The organism is Ensifer sp. R-19, from assembly GCF_049905105.1.
Lineage (GTDB): Bacteria > Pseudomonadota > Alphaproteobacteria > Rhizobiales > Rhizobiaceae > Ensifer.
The window spans coordinates 3,707,501-3,728,777 of record NZ_CP184569.1; the positions used below are offsets into that span (position 1 = coordinate 3,707,501).

Sequence of the window (21,277 nt, forward strand, 5' to 3'; positions counted from 1 at the left end):
TTGGTGTTGCCTGACCGCGCATCACCGGACAGATCTCGAGAAGCTGGTCTTAAGATATGGCGCAAGTGAACCGCTCGGCGTGGTTCCAATAAAGCGACCGTATCGAACACGTCGATGGCATCTCATAAGGATTGGGTTGTAAAAGGTAACCCTTTCTGCCGCGTCCCTTCGGGACGACGGCTAATGGATGAGCATTGGCAATGAGAACGATCAAGTGAAAGAAGGGCATTTGGTGGATGCCTTGGCATGCACAGGCGATGAAGGACGTGATACGCTGCGATAAGCCGTGGGGAGCTGCGAATGAGCTTTGATCCATGGATCTCCGAATGGGGGAACCCACCTTAAATGCTTGGAAAATTTAAGTCGTACGCAAGTACGGCTTAGGTTTCCAAGTATTGTTTAAAGGTATCTTACTCTGAATACATAGGGGTAAGAAGCGAACGCAGGGAACTGAAACATCTAAGTACCTGCAGGAAAGGACATCAACCGAGACTCCGCAAGTAGTGGCGAGCGAACGCGGACCAGGCCAGTGGCACTGAGGAATAAAGTGGAACGACATGGAAAGGTCGGCCGTAGAGGGTGATAGCCCCTTACACGTAGAACACTCAGTGTCCTTGAGTAAGGCGGGACACGTGAAATCCTGTCTGAACATGGGGAGACCACTCTCCAAGCCTAAGTACTCGTGCATGACCGATAGCGAACAAGTACCGTGAGGGAAAGGTGAAAAGCACCCCGACAAGGGGAGTGAAATAGAACCTGAAACCGGATGCCTACAAACAGTTGGAGCCCGCAAGGGTGACAGCGTACCTTTTGTATAATGGGTCAACGACTTAGTGTGACGAGCAAGCTTAAGCCGATAGGTGAAGGCGCAGCGAAAGCGAGTCTGAACAGGGCGTTCAGTTCGTCGCATTAGACCCGAAACCGAGTGATCTAGCCATGAGCAGGTTGAAGGTTGGGTAACACCAACTGGAGGACCGAACCCGCATCTGTTGCAATAGATTGGGATGACTTGTGGTTAGGGGTGAAAGGCCAATCAAACTCGGAAATAGCTGGTTCTCCGCGAAAACTATTTAGGTAGTGCGTCGACCGAATACCCTCGGGGGTAGAGCACTGGATGGGCTATGGGGACTCACCGTCTTACTGATCCTAACCAAACTCCGAATACCGAGGAGTACTAGTCGGCAGACACACGGCGGGTGCTAACGTCCGTCGTGAAAAGGGCAACAACCCTGACCTCCAGCTAAGGTCCCCAAGTCATGGCTAAGTGGGAAAGGATGTGAGGATCCCAAAACAACCAGGATGTTGGCTTAGAAGCAGCCATCATTTAAAGAAAGCGTAACAGCTCACTGGTCTAATTAAGGGTCTTTGCGCCGAAAATGTAACGGGGCTAAAGCCATGCACCGAAGCTGAGGATACGTCGCAAGACGTGTGGTAGCGGAGCGTTCCGTAAGCCTGTGAAGGGATACCCGTGAGGGGTCCTGGAGGTATCGGAAGTGCGAATGTTGACATGAGTAACGATAAAGAGGGTGAGAGACCCTCTCGCCGAAAGACCAAGGGTTCCTGCTTAAAGTTAATCTGAGCAGGGTTAGCCGGCCCCTAAGACGAGGCGGACACGCGTAGTCGATGGGAACCACGTTAATATTCGTGGGCCTGGTGGTAGTGACGGATCGCTTAACTTGTTTGGACTTATTGGATTGTCCAGGCGGGGACGCGGTTCCAGGAAATAGCTCCACCATTATAGACCGTACCCGAAACCGACACAGGTGGTCAGGTAGAGTATACCAAGGCGCTTGAGAGAACTATGCTGAAGGAACTCGGCAAATTGCACGCGTAACTTCGGAAGAAGCGTGACCCTTTTTGACGCAAGTCAGATGGGGTGGCACAGACCAGGGGGTAGCGACTGTTTATCAAAAACACAGGGCTCTGCGAAGTCGCAAGACGACGTATAGGGTCTGACGCCTGCCCGGTGCTGGAAGGTTAAGAGGAGGGGTGCAAGCTCTGAATCGAAGCCCCAGTAAACGGCGGCCGTAACTATAACGGTCCTAAGGTAGCGAAATTCCTTGTCGGGTAAGTTCCGACCTGCACGAATGGCGTAACGACTTCCCCGCTGTCTCCAGCATAGACTCAGTGAAATTGAATTCCCCGTGAAGATGCGGGGTTCCTGCGGTCAGACGGAAAGACCCCGTGCACCTTTACTATAGCTTTACACTGGCATTCGTGTCGGCATGTGTAGGATAGGTGGTAGGCTTTGAAGCAGGGACGCCAGTTCTTGTGGAGCCATCCTTGAAATACCACCCTTATCGTCATGGATGTCTAACCGCGGTCCGTTATCCGGATCCGGGACAGTGTATGGTGGGTAGTTTGACTGGGGCGGTCGCCTCCGAAAGAGTAACGGAGGCGCGCGATGGTGGGCTCAGACCGGTCGGAAATCGGTCGTCGAGTGCAATGGCATAAGCCCGCCTGACTGCGAGACTGACAAGTCGAGCAGAGACGAAAGTCGGTCATAGTGATCCGGTGGTCCCGCGTGGAAGGGCCATCGCTCAACGGATAAAAGGTACGCCGGGGATAACAGGCTGATGACCCCCAAGAGTCCATATCGACGGGGTTGTTTGGCACCTCGATGTCGGCTCATCGCATCCTGGGGCTGGAGCAGGTCCCAAGGGTTTGGCTGTTCGCCAATTAAAGCGGTACGTGAGCTGGGTTCAGAACGTCGTGAGACAGTTCGGTCCCTATCTGCCGTGGGTGTAGGAATATTGACAGGATCTGTCCCTAGTACGAGAGGACCGGGATGGACATATCTCTGGTGGACCTGTTGTCCTGCCAAGGGCATAGCAGGGTAGCTATATATGGAATGGATAACCGCTGAAGGCATCTAAGCGGGAAACCAACCTGAAAACGAGTATTCCCTTGAGAACCGTGGAAGACGACCACGTTGATAGGCTGGGTGTGGAAGTGCGGCAACGCATGAAGCTTACCAGTACTAATCGTTCGATTGGCTTGATCGTTCCCATTGCTTGTGCTCATCACGTTCGGACGAATGCTTTTGCATTCGCCTTGAGATGAGTGACGTGTTCAAAACAACTGAAGTGAAAACTTCAACCAGCTTCTCATTCGGTTTGCGCCAAGCTAGGCGCAAATCTTGCGCTTTGCCGACCTGGTGGTTCTGGCGGGGTGGCTGCACCCGTTCCCATTCCGAACACGGCCGTGAAACGCCCCAGCGCCGATGGTACTTCGTCTTAAGACGCGGGAGAGTAGGTCGCTGCCAGGTCTGCAAAACGCAAGAGAAACAAAACCGAAAACGATCTTCTTCTCTTCTGTCTCGGCCCTGCCGAACACGGGCCGCCACCAAGCGGCCCTTTTGTTTTGCTAGGCTGAAAATAATCAGTGCGTCCCTTACGCGAGACAAATCCTCACGGATTTGCTCGGCAGAGACAAACAACGAGATTTTGCTTCGCAAAACTCGGACCGGATTAAACGGGATTTTGCCTTCGGCAAAACCCGGAAAGAGCGGATAAATCCCATAGGGATTTACCGCGATGACGGATAAACCGCTTAGCGGTTTACCTAGATGGCGCGGGGTGGAGCAGCCCGGTAGCTCGTCAGGCTCATAACCTGAAGGCCGCAGGTTCAAATCCTGCCCCCGCAACCAAACACTCAAAAGCCCGCGCGGAGAAATCCGCCGGGCTTTTTTGGCGTTTCTCAACCACCAAAACCACCGTCACCACGCGAAACCACCACGCCCGCAAGCATAAAGCGCGCTGAAACGGCAAACCGCGACGCGATGCCAGACACTTGACCAACCCCTTCTAGCCAGCGGCGATTGGTGAGCATCCGGTGAAGGCCGCAGGTCATGCGGCCTGAGCGTTCAGAGCCTTTGGTGTCCAATTCCACGGAAGCAATTGCTGCAGCCTGCTGACCGGCGTGTCCGCAATGTTGGCGAGGACGTCGGCAAGCCAGGCCTGCGGATCGATATCGTTGAGCTTAGCACTCATGATCAGCGTCGCCATGAAGGCGGCACGCTCAGCACCACGATCCGATCCGGCGAAGAGCCATGACTTCCTTCCAAGTGCAAAGCCTCGCAATGCCCGTTCGGCTGCATTGTTGGTCAGGCAAATCCGGCCGTCGTCGAGGAAGGACGTGAAGCCGTCCCAACGCTTGAGCATGTAATCGATCGGCTCAGAGACTGGGGAACTGCGCGACAGTTTTGCCCGCTCGGTTTGAAGCCAGTCGCGCAGGTCGCCGACGAGCGGCAGGCTGTCCCTGCGTCGACGCTCCAGGCGTTGGTCGGCGGCAAGTCCGTTGATCTCCCGCTCGATGTCGAACAGGGCATCCATCCGTTTGACGGCTTCAAATGCCATCGGCGAGATCGGCGCGGCGTTCTTTCCGCGCTTGGCATTCGTGGCGATGTCGGCCAGCACGAAGAACTTGCGCCTCGCGTGCGACCAGCAGAGCGCCTGCGTCAGCGGACCGGGATCGCGATCAACCTTGAACAATGGATTGTAGCCGCCATAGGCATCCGCCTGAAGAATGCCGGTGAAGGTCTTCAAGTGACGTTCGGGGTGCTCCTGTCGCCGGTCTCGCGAAGCATAATAGAGTGCCGCCGGCGGAGACTGCCCGCCGAAAGGCCGGTCATCCCGGACATAGGTCCATATCCGGCCGGTATCGGTCTTGCCCCTCGCTAGGATCGGCACTGTCGTGTCATCGCCATGCACCCGCTCGGCAGCCAAAACATGCGCCTCGATCAGTGAATGAATGGGCTTGAGCGCTGCCGCACAAGCGCCGACCTGGTCGGCCAGCGTCGACAGGCTAAGATCAACCCCTTCGCGGGCATAGCGCTCACTCTGCCGGTTCAGCGGCTGATGTTGGGCGAACTTCTCAAACAGGATCATTGCCAGCAAGTTTGGCCCGACAAAGCCGCGCGGCGTCACATGGAAGGGGGCTGGTGGTTGGGTAATCTTCTCGCATTCGCGGCAGGAGAACTTCTCCCGCACTGTCTGGATCACTTTCCACTGGCGCGGGATGACCTCCAGCGTCTCCGTGATGTCCTCGCCGAGCTTCGACAACCTGGCCGAACCGCAGCAGGAGCAGCTTGTCGGAGCCGCGATAACGACCCGTTCGCGCGGGAGATGTTCGGGAAACGGCTTCCGTGACGGGCGCTTGCGCTCGAAGGCCCGGACTGCCGAGGCCTTGGCTGCGATCTCCGCCGCCAGTTCGTCTTCGCCAGCGTCGGCTTCGAGTTCCTCGAGCTGCAGCTCCATCTGTTCAAGGAGCCGCGCCTTGCGTTCTGAGCGGCTGCCGTAAAGTTCTCGACGAACCTTCTCGATCTCCAACTTCAGCCGCGCGATCAGTGCTTCGGAATGCGACACGAGCGCCTTTGCGCTGGCGGCTTGCGCCTTGGCGGTCGCGGCTTCTGCCTCGGCAGCGACGCGCCGGGTACGCTCCTCAGCCAGCAGTGCAAGCGCCCTGGCAAGGTCGTTCGTAAGTTCATCAGGCGCGCCGTTCATGGCAGGATGGAATCATATTCGATCCCGCCATGCCAGTGGTTTTGCTTATCCTGCCGACGTCGGACGCCAAGTCTTTTGCGGCATCCGCCAGTCGATGCCTTCCAACAGATAACCGAGCTGCGCCGGCGTAATCACCACCGTGCCGTCGGCTGCCGACGGCCAGATGAAACGGCCGCGTTCCAGCTTCTTTGTGAACAGACAGGCGCCTTGCCCGTCATGCCAGATCACTTTGAGCAGACCTCCACCGCGACCGCGAAACACGAACAAATGGCCGCACATCGGATCGCGCTTCAGCGTCTCTTGCATCAGCGACAGACCAGGGAAGCCTTTGCGCATGTCGGTATGGCCCGTCGCCAACCAGACCTTCACACCAGTCGGGACCGCGATCATCGCCGAGCCAGCACGACGTCGAGAATGCGACCCAGCGCCTCGGTGTCGATGTCGCTGTCTACCCGGACACGTCGACCTCGTCCCAGTTCAATCGTCACATCGCTGCGCTTCCGACGAGAATGCGATGGGACCGACGGTTCCGAGACAACGGGTTGGGTTGCAGGTGTGGCCTCCGACACGATTACAGGCACCAACGTGTTCGCCGTCTGCATGGACGGCTCCTCAATACGACAAAACTCCTTGCGCCAACGGAAGAGCTGACTGACGTGGATCCCGGCGGCGCGGGCGATCTCGGAGAGCACTGCGCCCGGTTCAAGGCAGGCAGCGACGAGGCGTTCCTTGTCGTCGCGGGACCAGCGCCGCCGGCGCTCGACGGACGTGATCACTTCAATCGGATGCTTCGTCATATGACTACTCCTAGTGCTAGCACTAGGACTTCCGATGTTTGGTATCACCTCACAAGACGGCCTTCACCGGAGGCTTACGGCGATTGTTGTGTTTTGACCAATGAAACCTGACGTCGCTGGGTGGCCAAGCAAGTAGAAGCAAGCGTATGGGCAGAGTGCACGACAGCGAAGCACATCCTGCTGATCGGCCCCTCCAGGCACCCGCTCTGCGCGATGCAGCTGGACAAGCTCTCGAAAATAGAAACTATCGCCATAATCAAAAGGGAGTCGCACCAGGCTCCGAAAATGGCGGGGGGATTCGCGAGCATGGCCTATCAGGGGACTTTGGGTATCGAGCGAACCCGACTGGTCTACGCACTCTTTCTCGTTTGCGCCGGGCTGGCGATCCTCGGCAGTCTGCTTGCCGCTTCAGACGAGTCCCCTTGGCGCTGGTTGCACTATCTGACGAAGCCGACGGCGGCCTTGTTGCTTTTCGTCGTGGTCCTGCGCAACAGCCCGGCCTCGTCACGCACCTACGGCATGGCAGTCGCCATCGGCCTGCTTTTTGCCGCGGCCGGCGACACGTTTCTGATGCTGCCCGGCGATTATTTCCTCGCCGGGTTGATCTGCTTCCTGCTGACCCATTGCGCCTACATCTTCGCACTCACCCGCGATGCCAAATTTGCGGCCCATCCCGGGCTGTTCGGTGCTTTCGCTCTGATCGCCTTTGCCGTCGTCGCTGGCCTCTGGACGTCCCTGCCGCCGGAGATGCGCATCCCAGTCATCATCTACGCATTGGCGCTCGGCGCCATGGCCGCCCAGGCCATTTGCCGCCTAAGGCAGTTCTCGGGAACGCCGGCGCAGGCAACCGCGCGGTTTGCCGCCTATGGCGGCCTACTGTTCATGATCAGCGACACGCTGCTTGCCTATGGCCGCTTCCGCTGGCAGATCCCCTACAACGCACTCTGGGTGCTCGGCACCTATTATGCCGCCCAGTATTTCTTCGCCCGTTCGACGCAAGCCCATGACAGCAAACGATAACTCATCCGCGCAGCTTCGCTCCACCTTGGACCGGCTGCGCGGCGCATGGCTGGAACAGCGTCCAACCACCGAGCAACGACGTGACGACCTGAGCCGGCTCAAGGATCGGCTGCGCGCCCGCAAGGACGAGATGTGCGAAGCGATCAATGCGGATTTCGGCCATCGCGCCCGGCATGAAACGCTGCTGGGCGAGGGCGGCGTCGTGCTTTCCGAGATCGATCACACGCTGGCGAAACTCAAGCGCTGGGTCCGGCCGGAGCAGCGGAAAGCCGGATGGAAGCTCTGGCCGGCCAAGGCAGAAGTGCGCTTCGTGCCGCTTGGCGTCGTCGGCATCATCTCGCCGTGGAACTACCCGGTCAATCTGGCGCTCGCGCCCCTGGTCGCGGCGATTGCTGCCGGCAACCATGTCTACCTGAAGCCCTCGGAGCATACGCCGAAAACGGCAGAGTTCCTGCGGTCGCTGCTTGCCGAGGTCTTTCCCACGTCGCGGGTGGCGGTCGCGCTTGGCGGCCCCGAGCTTTCCGCCAGTTTCTCGGCTCTTCCCTTCGATCATCTGTTCTTCACCGGCTCGACCGCCGTCGGGCGCAAGGTGATGGCGGCAGCCGCGCAAAACCTGACGCCGGTAACGCTCGAGCTCGGCGGCAAGTCGCCGGCGATCATCGGAGAAACCGCCGATCTCGCAAAAGCCGCAAGGCGTGTTACGACCGGCAAGTTCTTCAATGCCGGACAGACCTGCATCGCGCCCGACTACGTTCTGATTCATGAGAGCAGACGCGATGCCTTCGTGGACTTGCTGAAGCAGGAAATCGCCACGCGTTATCCGGCAAAGCGTCGCTTCGACGATTACACGGAGATCGTCAATGCCGGCCAGCACGAACGTCTGAAACGGCTGATCGCCGATGCCGATCGGCGCGGCCACAGGGTGGTCCCGCTTCTCGATGGGACACAGGACGCGCCCGGACGCCCACGCTTTCTCCCGCCGACAGTCATCCTCGATCCGGATCGCGACAGCGCCGTCATGGGCGAGGAGATCTTCGGCCCGATCCTGCCTGTTGTCAGCTACGCTTCGATCGACGCGGCGATCGGCCATGTGCTCGGCCATGACCGTCCGCTGGCGCTTTATTGCTTCACGCGCAGCGAGGCCGAAATCGAAGCCATGCTCTCGCGCGTCGTCGCCGGTGGCGTCTGCATCAACGACACGCTCTACCAGTTCGGCTGCAACGACCTGCCGTTCGGCGGCGTCGGCGCCAGCGGAATGGGACACTATCACGGGCGCGACGGATTCCTGACATTCTCCAAGGCAATGCCGATCTTGCGGAAATACGATCCGGCGCCGAGCGACCTGGTGAAACCGCCCTATAAAGGCATCGCCGACTGGGTGATCCGTTTCCTTTCGCGATAGCTGCCAAAAAAACTGCATGCGCGCTGCAATTTCGCCTTGTAGCTCTAGTTGCTAGAGGTCGTAGCCTTGCTTCAAGATTGCAAGGAGCAGGTCATGGCGAGCACTATTCGAGAAGCCCGTTATCGCGTCGAAGGCATGGATTGCGCATCCTGCGCGACCAAGATCGATACGGCGGTACGCAGGCTGTCAGGCGTCGAGGACGTTTCGGTCTCCGTATCGGCAGGCACGATGTCGGTAAAATTTGCCGATGAGAATGATCTCGCGACATCGATCGTCAGCAAAGTCGGAAAGCTGGGATATCGTCTGCATCCGATCAATGCTGGCCAGACGCTGGAACGGAAAGCAGCGCATGTGTGCTCCGGCCATGACCATGGCCACGATCATGACCACGACCGCGATCATGGGCATCACCACGACCGCCACGATCATCACGATGAGGGCCACGCCGCACAGAAGGGCGAAGACGCAGCGGCTGCGGCAATGGGCCTTCATGGCCATGACCATGGCCCGGCGAGCGGCCCGTGGTGGAAATCGGGTAAGGGCAAGCTGACGATCGCCAGCGGCCTGGCGCTGATCGCCGCCTACGCGGTCGGCAAGATGGTTCCGGCCACAGAGCCCTGGATCTTCACGCTGGCCATGCTGGTCGGCCTGTTGCCGATCGCGCGCCGCGCCCTTGCCGCTGCCACCATGGGCACGCCGTTTTCGATCGAGATGCTGATGACGCTCGCTGCCGTTGGCGCGGTCTTCATCGGGGCGACCGAAGAAGCGGCGATGGTGGTGCTGCTCTTCCTGATCGGCGAGTTGCTGGAGGGCGTAGCGGCCGGCAAGGCGCGCGCCAGCATCCAGTCGCTGACAGCACTCGTTCCAAAGACCGCCTTCGTCGAGCGGGAGGGCCGGCTGGACGAAGTTCCCGCCGAGACGCCCAGTGTCGGCGCTGTCATTCTCGTTCGTCCCGGCGACCGGATTCCGGCCGATGGTGTAGTACTGTCAGGCGAGAGCGCCGTTGACGAGGCGCCAGTGACCGGCGAGAGCACGCCGGTGCGCAAGGAGGTCGACGACACCGTCGTTGCGGGCACCGTCAATGGTTCCGGTGCGCTGCGCGTGCGAGTGACGGCCGCTGCTGCGGACAACACCATCGCGCGGATTGTCCGCCTGGTGGAGGAAGCACAGGAAAGCAAGGCGCCGACCGAGCGCTTCATCGATCGCTTCTCGCGGTACTATACGCCAGGTGTCGTCGTGGTTGCGGCGCTGGTCGCCGTGCTGCCGCCGCTTCTATGGGGCGGCGCCTGGGACGAATGGATCTACAAGGGCCTCGCGATCCTCCTGATCGGCTGCCCTTGCGCTCTGGTTATCTCGACGCCGGCTGCGATCGCTGCCAGCCTTTCGGCTGGCGCCCGGCGCGGCCTGCTGATGAAGGGCGGCGCAGTGCTCGAGAATGTCGGCAAGGTGACCGCCGCCGCCTTCGACAAGACCGGCACGCTCACCGAAGGCAAGCCGAAGGTGACCGACATTGTCGGCTTCGGCCGATCGGAGACCGAGGTTCTGTGCCTGGCGGCGGCACTCGAGCAGGGATCGAGCCATCCGCTTGCCCGCGCCATCTTGGAGCGGAGCGCAGCTGACGGCCTTGTCGTCCCCAATATCGCGACCGTAAATGCGGTCGGCGGCAAGGGGCTCGAAGGGTCAGTCGAGGGCGTCGCATTGTTCTTCGGCTCGCCAAAGGCGGCCGCTGAGCGGGCACCGATGACGGCGGCTGAGACGGCGCGTGTTTCGGCGCTCAACGACGAAGGCAAGACGGTTTCGGTGCTGGCGGCCGGTGGCGTGATTGCTGGTGCCATTGCCATGCGCGACGAGCCGCGGCCGGATGCGGCCGCCGGCGTGAAGGCGCTGACCGATGCTGGTCTGCGCGTCGTCATGCTGACCGGTGACAACCGCCGCACGGCGGAAGCAATCGGCCGCCAGTTCGGCATGGAGGTTCGCGCCGAGCTCCTGCCCGAGGACAAGCAACGCATCGTCCGTGAACTGAAGGCCGAGGGCTTCAACGTCGCCAAGATCGGCGACGGCATCAACGACGCGCCGGCGCTGGCGGCGGCCGACATCGGCATTGCCATGGGCGGCGGCACCGATGTTGCCCTTGAGACAGCCGATGCAGCGGTCCTGCATGGCCGGGTGGGCGATGTGGCGGCGATGATCCGGCTGTCCCGCGCCACCATGCGCAATATCGTTGAGAACATCACCATCGCGCTCGGCCTGAAGGCGGTCTTCCTGGTGACGACGATCATCGGTGTCACCGGCCTTTGGCCCGCCATCCTGGCCGACACCGGCGCCACAGTGCTCGTTACCATGAACGCTCTGCGTCTGCTTCGGCCGTTGCGAGCCGCTTGAACAGCTAAAATGCCTCAAAAAGACGACCGGCGGCACATGGTGTCGCCGGTTTTTCGCGTCCAGGCGCCTGTGTATATTCACGCTGGACTCTCACCAGCGATCTGATGAGAGTATAGAGTATAAGGAGAACTCGATTGAGGGCTTCCGCCCCGAAAAATCGATGATAAACTTATACCAAATGGTAAAAAAATCGCCGGCACGGTTTCTGGGAAGAATGCCGAAGCGGGCCAGTTTGGGGATCGCAAGGCCAATATGGACAATATTGCCATCGAACTGCGTGGGATCGACAAAAGTTTCGGCCCGGTCCACGCCAACAAGAACATCAATCTGAAGGTCCGCAAAGGGACGATCCACGGCATCATTGGCGAAAACGGTGCGGGGAAATCGACCCTGATGTCGATCCTCTACGGCTTCTATCAGGCCGACAGCGGCGAGATCCTCGTCGACGGCAAACCCGTTGCCATCCGTGATCCGAACGCGGCGATCGCCGCCGGCATCGGCATGGTCCACCAGCACTTCATGCTGGTCGAGAACTTCACTGTTCTGGAAAACATCATGCTTGGCGCCGAGGACAGCCAGATCCTCAACAAGGGCATTGCCAAGGCGCGCGTCGAGTTGAAACGGCTGGAGCGCGAATACGCGTTGGAAGTCGATCCGGACGCCGTCATCGAGGAGTTGCCGGTCGGTCTGCAGCAGCGCGTCGAGATCCTGAAGGCGCTCTATCGCCGGGCCGATATCCTGATTTTGGACGAGCCGACGGGCGTCTTGACGCCGGCCGAGGCCGATCACCTCTTCCGCGTGCTCGAGCAATTGAAGAGCCAGGGCAAGACCGTCATTCTGATCACCCACAAGCTGCGCGAGATCATGGCGATCACCGACGAGGTTTCGGTCATGCGCCGCGGCGAGATGGTGGCGACCCGCACGACGGCCGAAACGTCGGTCGAAGAGCTCGCCGAGCTCATGGTCGGGCGCCGCGTGCTCTTGCGTGTGGAGAAAGGCGAAGCCAAGCCCGGCGAGGTCAAGCTCGCCGTCGAGGGGTTGACCGTCAAGGATGGCCGTGGGGTTACCATGGTCGACAATGTCTCGTTCAATCTGCGGGCTGGCGAGATTGTCGGCATCGCCGGTGTTGCCGGCAACGGCCAGTCGGAACTGCTGGAAGCGATCTCCGGCATCCGCCGCGCCGTTTCCGGCTCCGTGCTCCTGAACGGCAAACCGATCGATGTCACCGGGCGCGCCGACCCCTCCGAGCTGCGTGATCGTGGTCTCGCCCATGTTCCGGAAGACCGCCACCATGTCGGCCTCGTCCTGAAGTTCGAAGAATGCGAAAACGCCATCCTCGGCTATCACCATGACAAGCGCTATCTCAACGGCGTCTTCCTCGACGTTGATGCGATTCGCAAGGACGCCGAGAAGCGCATCGGCGAATACGACATCCGCCCGCCGAACCCACGCTTGAAGACCGCGAATTTCTCCGGCGGCAACCAGCAGAAGATCGTGCTGGCACGCGAGATGGAGCGCGGGCCTGACGTGCTGATCATCGGTCAGCCGACGCGCGGCGTCGACGTCGGCGCCATCGAATTCATCCATAAGCGGATCATCGAGATGCGCGACCAGGGCAAGGCTGTCCTTCTGGTCTCCGTCGAGCTCGATGAAATCCGCGCCCTGTCGGACCGCATTCTGGTCATGTTCGCCGGCCGTGTCGTCGGCGAGCGCGATCCTGATGCGACCGAGGGCGAACTCGGCCTCCTGATGGCCGGTGTAGAAGGCCGCAAGGAGGCCGCAGAATGAGCACCCCTTATGCTAAGCTCCCGGGCTGGGTCGAATATGGCCTCATCCCGCTGATCAACCTCGCGGTCGCCTTCCTCGTTGCCGGCCTCGTGGTGCTGCTCGTCGGCGAAAATCCCCTGGAAGCGGCCTATCATCTGATCAACGGTGCCTTCGGCCGAGGCGAGTATTTGGGCTTCACGCTCTACTACGCCACCACCTTCATCTTCACCGGTCTTGCCGTCGCCGTCGCCTTCCATGCCGGCCTCTTCAACATTGGCGGCGAAGGCCAGGCCTATGTTGGCGGCATTGGCGTGGCGCTCGCCTGCCTCTGGCTCGATCAGACGATGCCCTGGTTCGTGGTGTTCCCGCTGGCGATCCTTGGGTCCGCCTTCTTCGGCGCGGCCTGGGCCTTCCTGCCCGGTTGGCTGCAGGCCAAGCGCGGCAGCCACATCGTCATCACCACCATCATGTTCAATTTCATCGCGTCGAGCCTGATGGTCTATCTCTTGACACGCGTCCTGAAGCCGCTCGGCTCCATGGCGCCGCAGACGCGGACCTTCGCCGAAGGCGGGCAATTGCCGAAGCTCGACTGGCTGCTTGCGATCTTCGGACTGAACGTCGGTACGGCGCCGTTCAACGTCTCGTTCCTGCTGGCGCTCGTTGCGGCCTTCTGTGTCTGGCTGCTGATCTGGCGTACCAAGCTCGGATACGAAATGCGCACTATGGGCCACAGCCCGTCGGCGGCACGCTACGCGGGCATGAGCGAGAGCCGCGTCACCGTTATCACCATGATGATCTCGGGTGGTCTCGCGGGCATGATGGCGCTGAACCCGATCATGGGTGAACAGGCGCGCATGCAGCTCGACTTCGTGCAAGGTGCAGGCTTCGTCGGCATCGCCGTGGCGTTGATGGGCCGCTCGCATCCGGCCGGCATCATCCCGGCCGCGGTGCTCTTCGGCATGCTCTATCAGGGCGGGGCCGAGATCTCCTTTGAAATGCCGTCGATCTCGCGCGACATGATCGTCATCATCCAGGGCCTGGTCATTCTCTTCGCCGGTGCACTCGAAAACATGTTCCGGCCGGCAATCACCCGGCTGTTTACGATGCAGAGCCGCCGTGCGGCCGTCGTGACGCAGACCAAGGGAGCTTGAAGCCATGGATTTCTTCCACGTCATCGTGGTGCTCCTCGAGTCCACCATCCGTGTTTCCGTTCCGCTGATCTTCGCAGCCCTTGCCGGGCTGTTCACCGAACGCGCCGGCGTTTTCGACATCGGCCTTGAAGGCAAGATGCTTGGTGCGGCCTTTGCGGCCGGCGCCGTCGCTGCGGTCACCCAGTCCGTGTGGATGGGGCTGCTTGCGGCGATCCTGATCTCGATCGCGCTGTCGTTGGTGCACGGCTACGCCTCGATCACCCAGCGCGGCAACCAGATCGTCTCCGGTGTCGCGATCAACTTCATCGTCGCCGGCTCGACCGTCATTCTCGGTGAAGCCTGGTTCCGCCAGGGCGGCCGCACGCCGGCGCTCGGGGAAGGTTCCCGTTTCCAGACGATCACCTTTCCCTATGCCGACAGCGTCAGGGAGATCCCGATCCTCGGCCCGATCTATTCTGACCTGCTTTCCGGCCATTTCCTTCTGACCTATGTCGCCTTCGCGATGGTGCCAATCAGCTGGTGGATCCTTTACCGCACCCGCTTCGGCCTGCGCTTACGCGCCGTCGGCGAAAATCCGGGCGCGGTCGATACCGCCGGCATCTCGGTTCTCTGGCTGCGTTATCGCGCAGTTATCTGCTGCGGCATCCTCTGCGGCTTTGCCGGTGCCTATCTGTCGCTGGCGATGACCGCCGGCTTCGTCAAGGGAATGACCGCTGGCAAGGGCTACATCGCGCTCGCAGCGCTGATCTTTGCCAAATGGCGGCCGTTCAACATCATGCTGGCCTGCCTGCTCTTCGGTTTCCTCGATGCGCTGGCGATCCGCCTTCAGGGCAATCCCCTGCCGCTGATCGGCCAGGTGCCGGTGCAGTTGATGCAGGCGCTGCCCTACATTCTGACCGTGATCCTGCTCGCCGGGTTCATCGGCAAGGCCATCCCGCCGAAGGCCGGCGGTGTCCCCTATGTCAAGGAGCGCTAGAACCATGGAAAAGGAACTGTTCGAGGCCGCGCGTGACGCGATGGCCAAGGCGCACGCGCCCTATTCGAAGTTTCCGGTCGGCGCGGCGATCCGTGCCGAGGACGGCAAGATCTATACCGGCGCCAACATCGAGAACCTGTCGTTCCCTGAAGGGTGGTGCGCTGAGACCACCGCTATCAGCCATATGGTCATGGCAGGCCAACGCAAGATCATGGAAGTGGCCGTCATCGCCGAGAAGCTGGCGCTCTGCCCACCCTGCGGCGGCTGCCGGCAGCGGCTGGCGGAATTTTCCGGTGCCAGCACGCGGATCTTCCTGTGTGATGAGACCGGGGTGAAGAAGACCCTGGCGCTGTCGGACCTGCTGCCGCACAGCTTCGAGACCGAGATCCTCGGATGACCGCGGCCGCTGAATTGCTGAAATCCAGGCTCGGCGGCCTTTCGCCGCGCTATGGCATCGTGCTCGGTTCCGGGCTCGGCTCGCTGGTCGATGCCGTGGACGAAACGCTGCGGCTTTCCTATGCCGACATACCAGGGTTCCCGGTCAGCAGCGTCTCCGGCCATGCCGGCGAACTCGTCGCCGGAACGCTCTCGGGCGTTCCTGTTGTCATGCTCTCCGGCCGAGTCCATTATTACGAACAGGGCGACGCCAACGCGATGCGCCTGCCGCTGGAAACCCTGAAAGCGCTCGGCATTGAGTGCCTGGTGCTGACCAATTCCGCAGGATCGCTGCGGGAGGATCTGCCGCCGGGATCGGTGATGCGGATTTCCGATCACATCAACTATTCGGGCTTCAACCCGCTGATCGGCGTGGAAAGCGACGATCGCTTCGTCGGCATGACCAATGCCTATGATGCCGAGCTCGCCGGAAGAATGCAGGAGAGTGCCGAACGCCTCGGCATTCCGCTTCTTGGCGGCGTCTATATGTGGTTCTCCGGCCCGAGTTTCGAGACGCCGGCCGAGATCCGCATGGCCCGCATCCTTGGCGCCGATGCCGTCGGCATGTCCACGGTTCCGGAGGTCATTCTCGCCCGTTTCTTCGGGCTGAGGGTCGTCGCCGCTTCGGTGATCACCAATTTCGGCGCCGGCATGACCGGGGGCGAGATCAGCCATCACGAGACGAAGGACATGGCGCCGGTTGGTGGCAAGCGGCTTGCCGCGATCCTCGCCGACATGATCGCAGCCGACGCGGTGCGCGGGTGACGATGCTTCCGCAGGAAACAATCAGGCGCAAGCGCAACGGCGAACGCCTCGCTCCAGCCGAGATCGCGGACTTTGTCCGCGGCCTTTCGGATGGCTCGATCTCCGAAGGGCAGGTCGCCGCTTTCGCCATGGCGGTCTGGTTTTCCGGCATGAGCCGCGACGAGACCGTGGCCCTGACCCTCGCGATGCGCGACTCCGGCGAAACACTCGACTGGAGCACCATCGGTCGCCCGATCGCCGACAAGCATTCTACCGGCGGCGTTGGCGACAACGTCTCGCTGATGCTGGCGCCGATCGTCGCCGCCTGCGGCCTTGCCGTGCCGATGATTTCGGGGCGCGGGCTCGGGCATACGGGCGGCACGCTCGACAAGCTCGAATCGATACCCGGCTACGATATCCAGCCGTCGGCGGCGCTATTCCGCAGGACAGTCGACGAGATCGGCTGCGCAATCATCGGCCAGACGGCGAACCTCGCTCCGGCCGACAAACGGCTTTATGCGATCCGCGACGTGACCGCGACCGTCGATTCCGTGCCGCTGATCACGGCCTCGATCCTGTCGAAGAAGCTGGCCGCCGGCCTTCAGTCGCTGGTGCTCGACGTCAAGCTCGGCAATGGCTCCTTCATGAGCGATGCCAAGGAAGCGGAGGTGCTTGCGCGCTCGCTGGTCGATGTCGCCAACGGCGCCGGCGTTCGTACCTCGGCGCTTCTGACCGACATGAACGAACCGCTGGCCGATGCCGCCGGCAACGCGTTGGAGATCGACAATTGCCTGGCCTTCCTCCGGGGCGAGAAGAAGGGCACTCGGCTCGAAACGGTCGTCCTGGCCTTTGCTGCCGAAATGTTGGTGGCGGGGGGCGTCGCTGGTGATGCCGAACAGGGCGAAGCGCTGGCGCGCAAGGCGCTTTCAAGCGGGGCGGCGCTCGAATGCTTCGGAAAAATGGTGCACGCGCTCGGCGGCCCGACGGATTTCGTCGAGCGCTCGGTGGCCTATCTCGGGCGTGCGCCGGTCATCTTGCCGGTCGAAGCGAAGCAGTCCGGCTATCTTGCAGCCTGTGAGACCCGCGAACTGGGCATGGCTGTCATTGCGCTCGGCGGCGGACGGTCGCATCCGGATGACAGGATCGATCATCGGGTCGGCTTCGATGCGCTGAAGCCGCTCGGTACGCAGATCGAGAAGGGCGACCTGATTGCCTTTGTTCATGCGGCCGATCGGGATGCTGCGGACGTAGCCCGTCGGCGTCTGCACGAACTCTATACGATCGATGATATCGAGCCGACGAAGCGTTCGCCGATTCTCGCGAAAATCACCTGACGAGGTGCAGGGCACCGTCCTCGACGCGGAAGGATGACAGCCGGTTCAGGAACGTCATGCCGATAAGCGTGCCGGAGAGCGCCTTGTCCGGCAGCACCAGTGCCTGAACGTCGCGTACCGATATGCCGCCGATCTCGATCCGGTTCAGCATCGCCGGAGCCGCTTCGACGACACCATTGGCAGTATTGACGCGAGCCGTGAAGGAAAGCGTGCTTGGTGCAATGCCGAGCCGGCGTGCGGTCGAAAGGTTGATGGCGATGCTGCTGGCGCCGGTGTCGACCAGGCCGCGCTCGCTGCGGCCGTTGATGCGGAAAGTGCCAAAGAAGTGGCCCCTGCCATCGGCGTCGAGCACAACGCTCCGCCCCGCCGCATACTTTGCCGTGGTCGTCGGCGGGGCTGCAGCTTCCTTGGCAGCCGTCTTGTTACCGCCTTGCGTCAAGGCGGTCGTTGCCAAGTGCGGAACCACCATGGCTGCAAGTGCGGCCAAACCTGCCAATGCGAGCAAACGGACGAGCATGGACATCACCCTTCAATGGCATCGGATGCAGCAAACGCAAATTGCTGCGGAGACCGGTCTGCACGCCCGAAAAGGAGGCGCGATCGCTATGGAGCAGTAGACCGCATGACGCCTAAGACGACATAAAAAAGCCGCCGGATACCGGCGGCTTTCTCACGGATTTGCAATCCTGGTTAAGGATCAGGAAATCATTTGGTGCCGTACATGCGGTCGCCCGCGTCACCGAGGCCGGGCATGATGTATCCGAGTTCGTTGAGGTGGCTGTCGATCGAGGCCGTGTAGATCGGCACGTCCGGGTGTGCACCCTGGAAATTGCGGATCCCCTCGGGGGCAGCCAGCAGGCAGAGGAAGCGGATGTTCTTGGCGCCGCGCTCCTTCAGCTTGTCGATCGCTGCGATCGACGAGTTGCCGGTGGCGAGCATCGGGTCGACGACGATGATGAGGCGTTCGGACAGGCTTTCCGGCGCCTTGAAGTAATACTCCACCGCTTCCAGCGTCTCATGGTCACGATAGACGCCGATGTGCGAGACGCGGGCCGAAGGCACCAGCTCGAGCATGCCTTCCAGAAGCCCGTTGCCGGCGCGCAGGATCGAGGCGAACACAAGCTTCTTGCCCTCGAGGACCGGCGAGTCCATTTCCTCCAGCGGAGTCTCGATCCGCTCCATCGTCAGTTCGAGATCGCGCGTGACCTCGTAGCAGAGCAGCGTCGAGATCTCCCGGAGAAGCCGGCGGAAACCCGCGGTTGAGGTCTCCTTCTTGCGCATGATGGTCAGCTTGTGCTGCACAAGCGGATGATCGATCACTGTAACGCCGTTCATGGCTCACCTTTCCGGATTTTTTGTATCCGTCCTTTTTCCATGGAATGCGTCGTCGCCGCAAGGGTATTGGCCGGCCGGAGAACGTCATCCCCAGCCGACGGACGGCAATCCGGCGTCGCGGTTTCCAGAGCATCCCGCTTTCAAGCGTAATCGCTTGAAGCGGGAAGATGCTCTGGCATCATAGGCTAGAGCCAAGTGCGTTCACCTGAACGCACGGCGCTCTAGATCCGCGCGAGCAGCCGCTGGCGCGTCGGCTCGTCGACGAAGGCGGCCTCGATCGCCGTGCGGGTCATGCGGTTGATCTCCTCGTCGGTGAAGCCCATCACCGCAGAGGCGATGTCGTATTCCTGAGCGAGCGACGTATGGAAGAACGGTGGATCGTCGGAATTGAGCGTGACGCGCACGCCGGCCTCGTAAAGTGCCCGCAATGGGTGCGAGGCGAAGTCCGGGAAGACCTGCAGCGAGATGTTGGAGCCGGGGCAGACTTCGAGCACGACTCCGGCATCGGCAAGGCGCCGCACCAGATCCATGTCTTCGATCGCCCGAACGCCATGGCTGATGCGCGAGGGGTGCACGTGGTCAAGCGCGTCGCGCACACTAAAGGCGCCGGAGAGCTCGCCCGCATGGATCGTCAGGCCAAGGCCTGCGTCCCGTACAATGTCGAAGGCGCGGGCAAAATCGGCCACGTTGTGCATGCGTTCTTCGCCAGCGAGGTTGAAGCCGGTGACGAGCGCATGCTCCCGCCTGGCCGCGAATTCTGCGGTCTTGATTACGGACTCCGGGCCGAGATGGCGAATGCCTGTGATCAGCATGCGCGATTCGATCCCGGTCTTCTGCCTTGCGGCTTCCATGCCGGCGGCAAGGCCCTCAAGGTAAGCTTTCGCGCCCAGGCCGATCGTGTTGCCGTGGTCGGGCGAAACGATGATTTCACTGTAGATTGTGCCGGCTTCGGCAAGCTCCGTCAGATAGGCTTCGGCGAGCAGTGCGTAGTCTTCCTCGGTCCGAAACAGCGAGGCGATGGCGTCGTAGCATTTCACGAAGCTGGTGAAGTCTTCCCAGACATAGGCCCTGTCACGGATGATCGCGCTGGTGTCGATGCCATACTTCTCGGCCTGAGCTAAAGCCAGCTCAGGCGGCGTCGCGCCTTCGATGTGGCAATGCAGCTCCGCCTTCTTCAGATGCGCGGTCAAATGAGGCTTCTCCCATGATGGCCCGGCGCGATGCCGAGATGTTTGGCGACGGATTCGCCGATATGCGCGAAGGTGTTGGCGACGCCGAGCGAGCGGCTGCGCAGCGACGGTCCGAACATCAGCACCGGCACCCGCTCGCGCGTATGGTCGGTGCCGCGCCAGGTCGGGTCGCAGCCGTGATCGGCCGTGAGGATGACGATGTCGGTGGGCTGCAGGCGGCGGTCGAGATCCGGCAGGCGCGCATCGAAGGCTTCGAGTGCTGCCGCGTAACCGGCGACGTCGCGGCGATGGCCGTAGAGCATGTCGAAATCGACGAAATTGGTGAAGACCAGGCTGCCGTCTTCGGCCTCGTCGATGGCCGCGAGACTTGCGTCGAAGAGCGCCATATTGCCGTCGGCCTTCGTCAGCTTCGTCACCCCCTGGTGGGCGAAGATGTCGCCGATCTTGCCGATCGCGTGAACCGTGCGCCCCGCTTCCGTCAGCCGGTCGAGGATCGTCGGCTCCGGCGGCAGCACGGAATAGTCACGGCGATTGCCGGTCCGGGTGAAAGTCTGCGGGCTGGTGCCGACGAAGGGGCGGGCGATCACGCGGCCGATATTGTAGTCGTCGACCAGGCGGCGGACCGTCTGGCAAAGCTCAAGCAGGCGATCGAGCCCGAAGCTCTGCTCATGCGCCGCGATCTGGAAGACCGAGTCCGAAGAGGTGTAGCAGATCGGCTTGCCGCTGCGCATGTGCTCCTCGCCGTGGCGGGCGATGATGTCGGTGCCGGAAGCATGGCAATTGCCGAGGATGCCGGGAATGTTGCCTTCGCGGCAGATGGTTTCGACGAGCTCGGGCGGAAAGGCATCGCCTTCAGCCGAAAAGTAACCCCAATCGAACATGACCGGCGTGCCGCCGATTTCCCAGTGCCCGGAGGGCGTGTCCTTGCCGCGCGAGACTTCGCTGGCGGCGCCAAAGGCACCATAGACCCGATTGGGCACCGGCATGCCCTTGGGAATCGTGCCGTTGGCGAGCTTTGCTGCGTGAACAAGGCCAAGGGCGGACATGTTCGGCAGATTGAGCGGCCCTTCTCGCAAACCAACCCGATCTGCGGCGCCGGCGGCGCAGAACTCGGCGATGTGTCCGAGCGTGTTGGCGCCCAGGTCACCGTAGGCTTCGGCATCCGGCGCGCCGCCTAAGCCGAAGGAATCGAGAACGAATAGAAACGCACGCGCCATGATGCACCTGACAGCGGAAGCGC

The 21,277-nt window shown here is 61.4% G+C and carries 16 protein-coding genes, 1 tRNA gene and 2 rRNA genes; 12 read left to right on the top strand and 7 right to left on the bottom strand.

Annotated elements, in window-relative coordinates; translation table 11 throughout:
- The first annotated feature begins 208 nt into the window (after positions 1 to 208).
- The 3 genes from ACN9MO_RS17825 to ACN9MO_RS17835 all read left to right on the top strand — a co-directional run bounded on the left by ACN9MO_RS17825 (position 209) and on the right by ACN9MO_RS17835 (position 3,649).
- Positions 209 to 3,005: ribosomal RNA gene (locus tag ACN9MO_RS17825) — 23S ribosomal RNA — on the top strand.
- A gap of 148 nt (positions 3,006 to 3,153) precedes the next feature.
- Positions 3,154 to 3,268: ribosomal RNA gene (gene rrf, locus ACN9MO_RS17830) — 5S ribosomal RNA — on the top strand.
- A 304-nt stretch (positions 3,269 to 3,572) separates the two neighbouring features.
- Positions 3,573 to 3,649: transfer RNA gene (locus ACN9MO_RS17835), tRNA-Met, on the top strand.
- Between the two features lie 199 nt (positions 3,650 to 3,848).
- On the opposite strand, the gene tnpC is transcribed toward ACN9MO_RS17835, so the two are convergent.
- Genes tnpC through tnpA form a run of 3 tightly spaced genes read right to left on the bottom strand, consistent with a single transcriptional unit; the run spans position 3,849 to position 6,301 of the window.
- Entirely contained in the window at positions 3,849 to 5,504 is a 1,656-nt protein-coding gene (tnpC, locus tag ACN9MO_RS17840; protein WP_113132926.1) for an IS66 family transposase, read from the bottom strand.
- A gap of 45 nt (positions 5,505 to 5,549) precedes the next feature.
- Complete coding sequence (tnpB, locus tag ACN9MO_RS17845; protein WP_113132925.1) at positions 5,550 to 5,894, bottom strand: IS66 family insertion sequence element accessory protein TnpB; 345 nt, start codon at positions 5,892 to 5,894, stop codon at positions 5,550 to 5,552.
- Entirely contained in the window at positions 5,891 to 6,301 is a 411-nt protein-coding gene (tnpA, locus tag ACN9MO_RS17850) for an IS66-like element accessory protein TnpA (protein WP_113132924.1), read from the bottom strand. Before tnpA ends, tnpB begins: the two co-directional genes overlap by 4 nt.
- A gap of 306 nt (positions 6,302 to 6,607) precedes the next feature.
- Here tnpA and ACN9MO_RS17855 point away from each other — a divergent pair, with 306 nt between their 5' ends.
- From ACN9MO_RS17855 to deoA, 9 genes are all read left to right on the top strand, one after another.
- Positions 6,608 to 7,321, top strand: a complete 714-nt coding sequence (locus ACN9MO_RS17855) for a lysoplasmalogenase (protein ID WP_112994258.1) — start codon at positions 6,608 to 6,610, stop codon at positions 7,319 to 7,321.
- Entirely contained in the window at positions 7,305 to 8,723 is a 1,419-nt protein-coding gene (locus ACN9MO_RS17860) for a coniferyl aldehyde dehydrogenase (RefSeq protein ID WP_112994257.1), read from the top strand. The genes ACN9MO_RS17855 and ACN9MO_RS17860 overlap by 17 nt, the downstream gene beginning before the upstream one ends.
- Positions 8,724 to 8,816: 93 nt before the next feature.
- On the top strand, positions 8,817 to 11,105 hold the full coding sequence (locus ACN9MO_RS17865) for a heavy metal translocating P-type ATPase (RefSeq protein WP_113132922.1): 2,289 nt from the start codon (positions 8,817 to 8,819) through the stop codon (positions 11,103 to 11,105).
- 252 nt (positions 11,106 to 11,357) lie between these two features.
- On the top strand, positions 11,358 to 12,893 hold the full coding sequence (locus tag ACN9MO_RS17870; RefSeq protein ID WP_057247713.1) for an ABC transporter ATP-binding protein: 1,536 nt from the start codon (positions 11,358 to 11,360) through the stop codon (positions 12,891 to 12,893).
- Complete coding sequence (locus tag ACN9MO_RS17875; protein ID WP_058324463.1) at positions 12,890 to 14,023, top strand: ABC transporter permease; 1,134 nt, start codon at positions 12,890 to 12,892, stop codon at positions 14,021 to 14,023. Before ACN9MO_RS17870 ends, ACN9MO_RS17875 begins: the two co-directional genes overlap by 4 nt.
- A 4-nt stretch (positions 14,024 to 14,027) precedes the next feature.
- A complete protein-coding gene (locus ACN9MO_RS17880; protein WP_057247715.1) occupies positions 14,028 to 14,999 on the top strand; it encodes an ABC transporter permease in 972 nt (323 codons plus the stop codon).
- Positions 15,000 to 15,003: 4 nt separating this feature from the next.
- The gene (locus tag ACN9MO_RS17885; RefSeq protein ID WP_034805117.1) at positions 15,004 to 15,396 is read left to right on the top strand and encodes a cytidine deaminase; all 393 of its coding nucleotides are present in this window, start codon (positions 15,004 to 15,006) and stop codon (positions 15,394 to 15,396) included.
- The gene (locus tag ACN9MO_RS17890; protein ID WP_058328335.1) at positions 15,393 to 16,199 is read left to right on the top strand and encodes a purine-nucleoside phosphorylase; all 807 of its coding nucleotides are present in this window, start codon (positions 15,393 to 15,395) and stop codon (positions 16,197 to 16,199) included. The genes ACN9MO_RS17885 and ACN9MO_RS17890 overlap by 4 nt, the downstream gene beginning before the upstream one ends.
- A complete protein-coding gene (gene deoA / locus ACN9MO_RS17895) occupies positions 16,196 to 17,512 on the top strand; it encodes a thymidine phosphorylase (protein ID WP_113132921.1) in 1,317 nt (438 codons plus the stop codon). The genes ACN9MO_RS17890 and deoA overlap by 4 nt, the downstream gene beginning before the upstream one ends.
- Here deoA and ACN9MO_RS17900 read toward each other — a convergent pair.
- The 4 genes from ACN9MO_RS17900 to ACN9MO_RS17915 all read right to left on the bottom strand — a co-directional run bounded on the left by ACN9MO_RS17900 (position 17,505) and on the right by ACN9MO_RS17915 (position 21,254).
- Complete coding sequence (locus tag ACN9MO_RS17900; RefSeq protein WP_110880901.1) at positions 17,505 to 18,029, bottom strand: TIGR02281 family clan AA aspartic protease; 525 nt, start codon at positions 18,027 to 18,029, stop codon at positions 17,505 to 17,507. The two genes, deoA and ACN9MO_RS17900, sit on opposite strands and share 8 nt — an antisense overlap.
- 188 nt (positions 18,030 to 18,217) lie before the next feature.
- Positions 18,218 to 18,847, bottom strand: a complete 630-nt coding sequence (gene upp, locus ACN9MO_RS17905; protein WP_058324465.1) for a uracil phosphoribosyltransferase — start codon at positions 18,845 to 18,847, stop codon at positions 18,218 to 18,220.
- A gap of 221 nt (positions 18,848 to 19,068) precedes the next feature.
- Positions 19,069 to 20,037 (bottom strand): adenosine deaminase, encoded by a 969-nt coding sequence (locus tag ACN9MO_RS17910; protein ID WP_057247720.1) that lies wholly within the window; start codon positions 20,035 to 20,037, stop codon positions 19,069 to 19,071.
- A complete protein-coding gene (locus tag ACN9MO_RS17915; protein WP_057248218.1) occupies positions 20,034 to 21,254 on the bottom strand; it encodes a phosphopentomutase in 1,221 nt (406 codons plus the stop codon). The genes ACN9MO_RS17910 and ACN9MO_RS17915 overlap by 4 nt, the downstream gene beginning before the upstream one ends.
- Between the last annotated feature and the right edge of the window lie 23 nt (positions 21,255 to 21,277).

Coding starts and splice junctions, on each gene's coding strand:
- tnpC (WP_113132926.1), bottom strand. CDS start 5,504: ATGAACGGCGCGCCTGATGAACTTACGAACGACCTTGCCAGGGCGCTT.
- ACN9MO_RS17890 (WP_058328335.1), top strand. CDS start 15,393: ATGACCGCGGCCGCTGAATTGCTGAAATCCAGGCTCGGCGGCCTTTCG.
- tnpB (WP_113132925.1), bottom strand. CDS start 5,894: ATGATCGCGGTCCCGACTGGTGTGAAGGTCTGGTTGGCGACGGGCCAT.
- ACN9MO_RS17865 (WP_113132922.1), top strand. CDS start 8,817: ATGGCGAGCACTATTCGAGAAGCCCGTTATCGCGTCGAAGGCATGGAT.
- ACN9MO_RS17900 (WP_110880901.1), bottom strand. CDS start 18,029: ATGCTCGTCCGTTTGCTCGCATTGGCAGGTTTGGCCGCACTTGCAGCC.
- ACN9MO_RS17915 (WP_057248218.1), bottom strand. CDS start 21,254: ATGGCGCGTGCGTTTCTATTCGTTCTCGATTCCTTCGGCTTAGGCGGC.
- ACN9MO_RS17875 (WP_058324463.1), top strand. CDS start 12,890: ATGAGCACCCCTTATGCTAAGCTCCCGGGCTGGGTCGAATATGGCCTC.
- upp (WP_058324465.1), bottom strand. CDS start 18,847: ATGAACGGCGTTACAGTGATCGATCATCCGCTTGTGCAGCACAAGCTG.
- ACN9MO_RS17885 (WP_034805117.1), top strand. CDS start 15,004: ATGGAAAAGGAACTGTTCGAGGCCGCGCGTGACGCGATGGCCAAGGCG.
- ACN9MO_RS17860 (WP_112994257.1), top strand. CDS start 7,305: ATGACAGCAAACGATAACTCATCCGCGCAGCTTCGCTCCACCTTGGAC.
- ACN9MO_RS17870 (WP_057247713.1), top strand. CDS start 11,358: ATGGACAATATTGCCATCGAACTGCGTGGGATCGACAAAAGTTTCGGC.
- tnpA (WP_113132924.1), bottom strand. CDS start 6,301: ATGACGAAGCATCCGATTGAAGTGATCACGTCCGTCGAGCGCCGGCGG.
- ACN9MO_RS17880 (WP_057247715.1), top strand. CDS start 14,028: ATGGATTTCTTCCACGTCATCGTGGTGCTCCTCGAGTCCACCATCCGT.
- ACN9MO_RS17855 (WP_112994258.1), top strand. CDS start 6,608: ATGGCCTATCAGGGGACTTTGGGTATCGAGCGAACCCGACTGGTCTAC.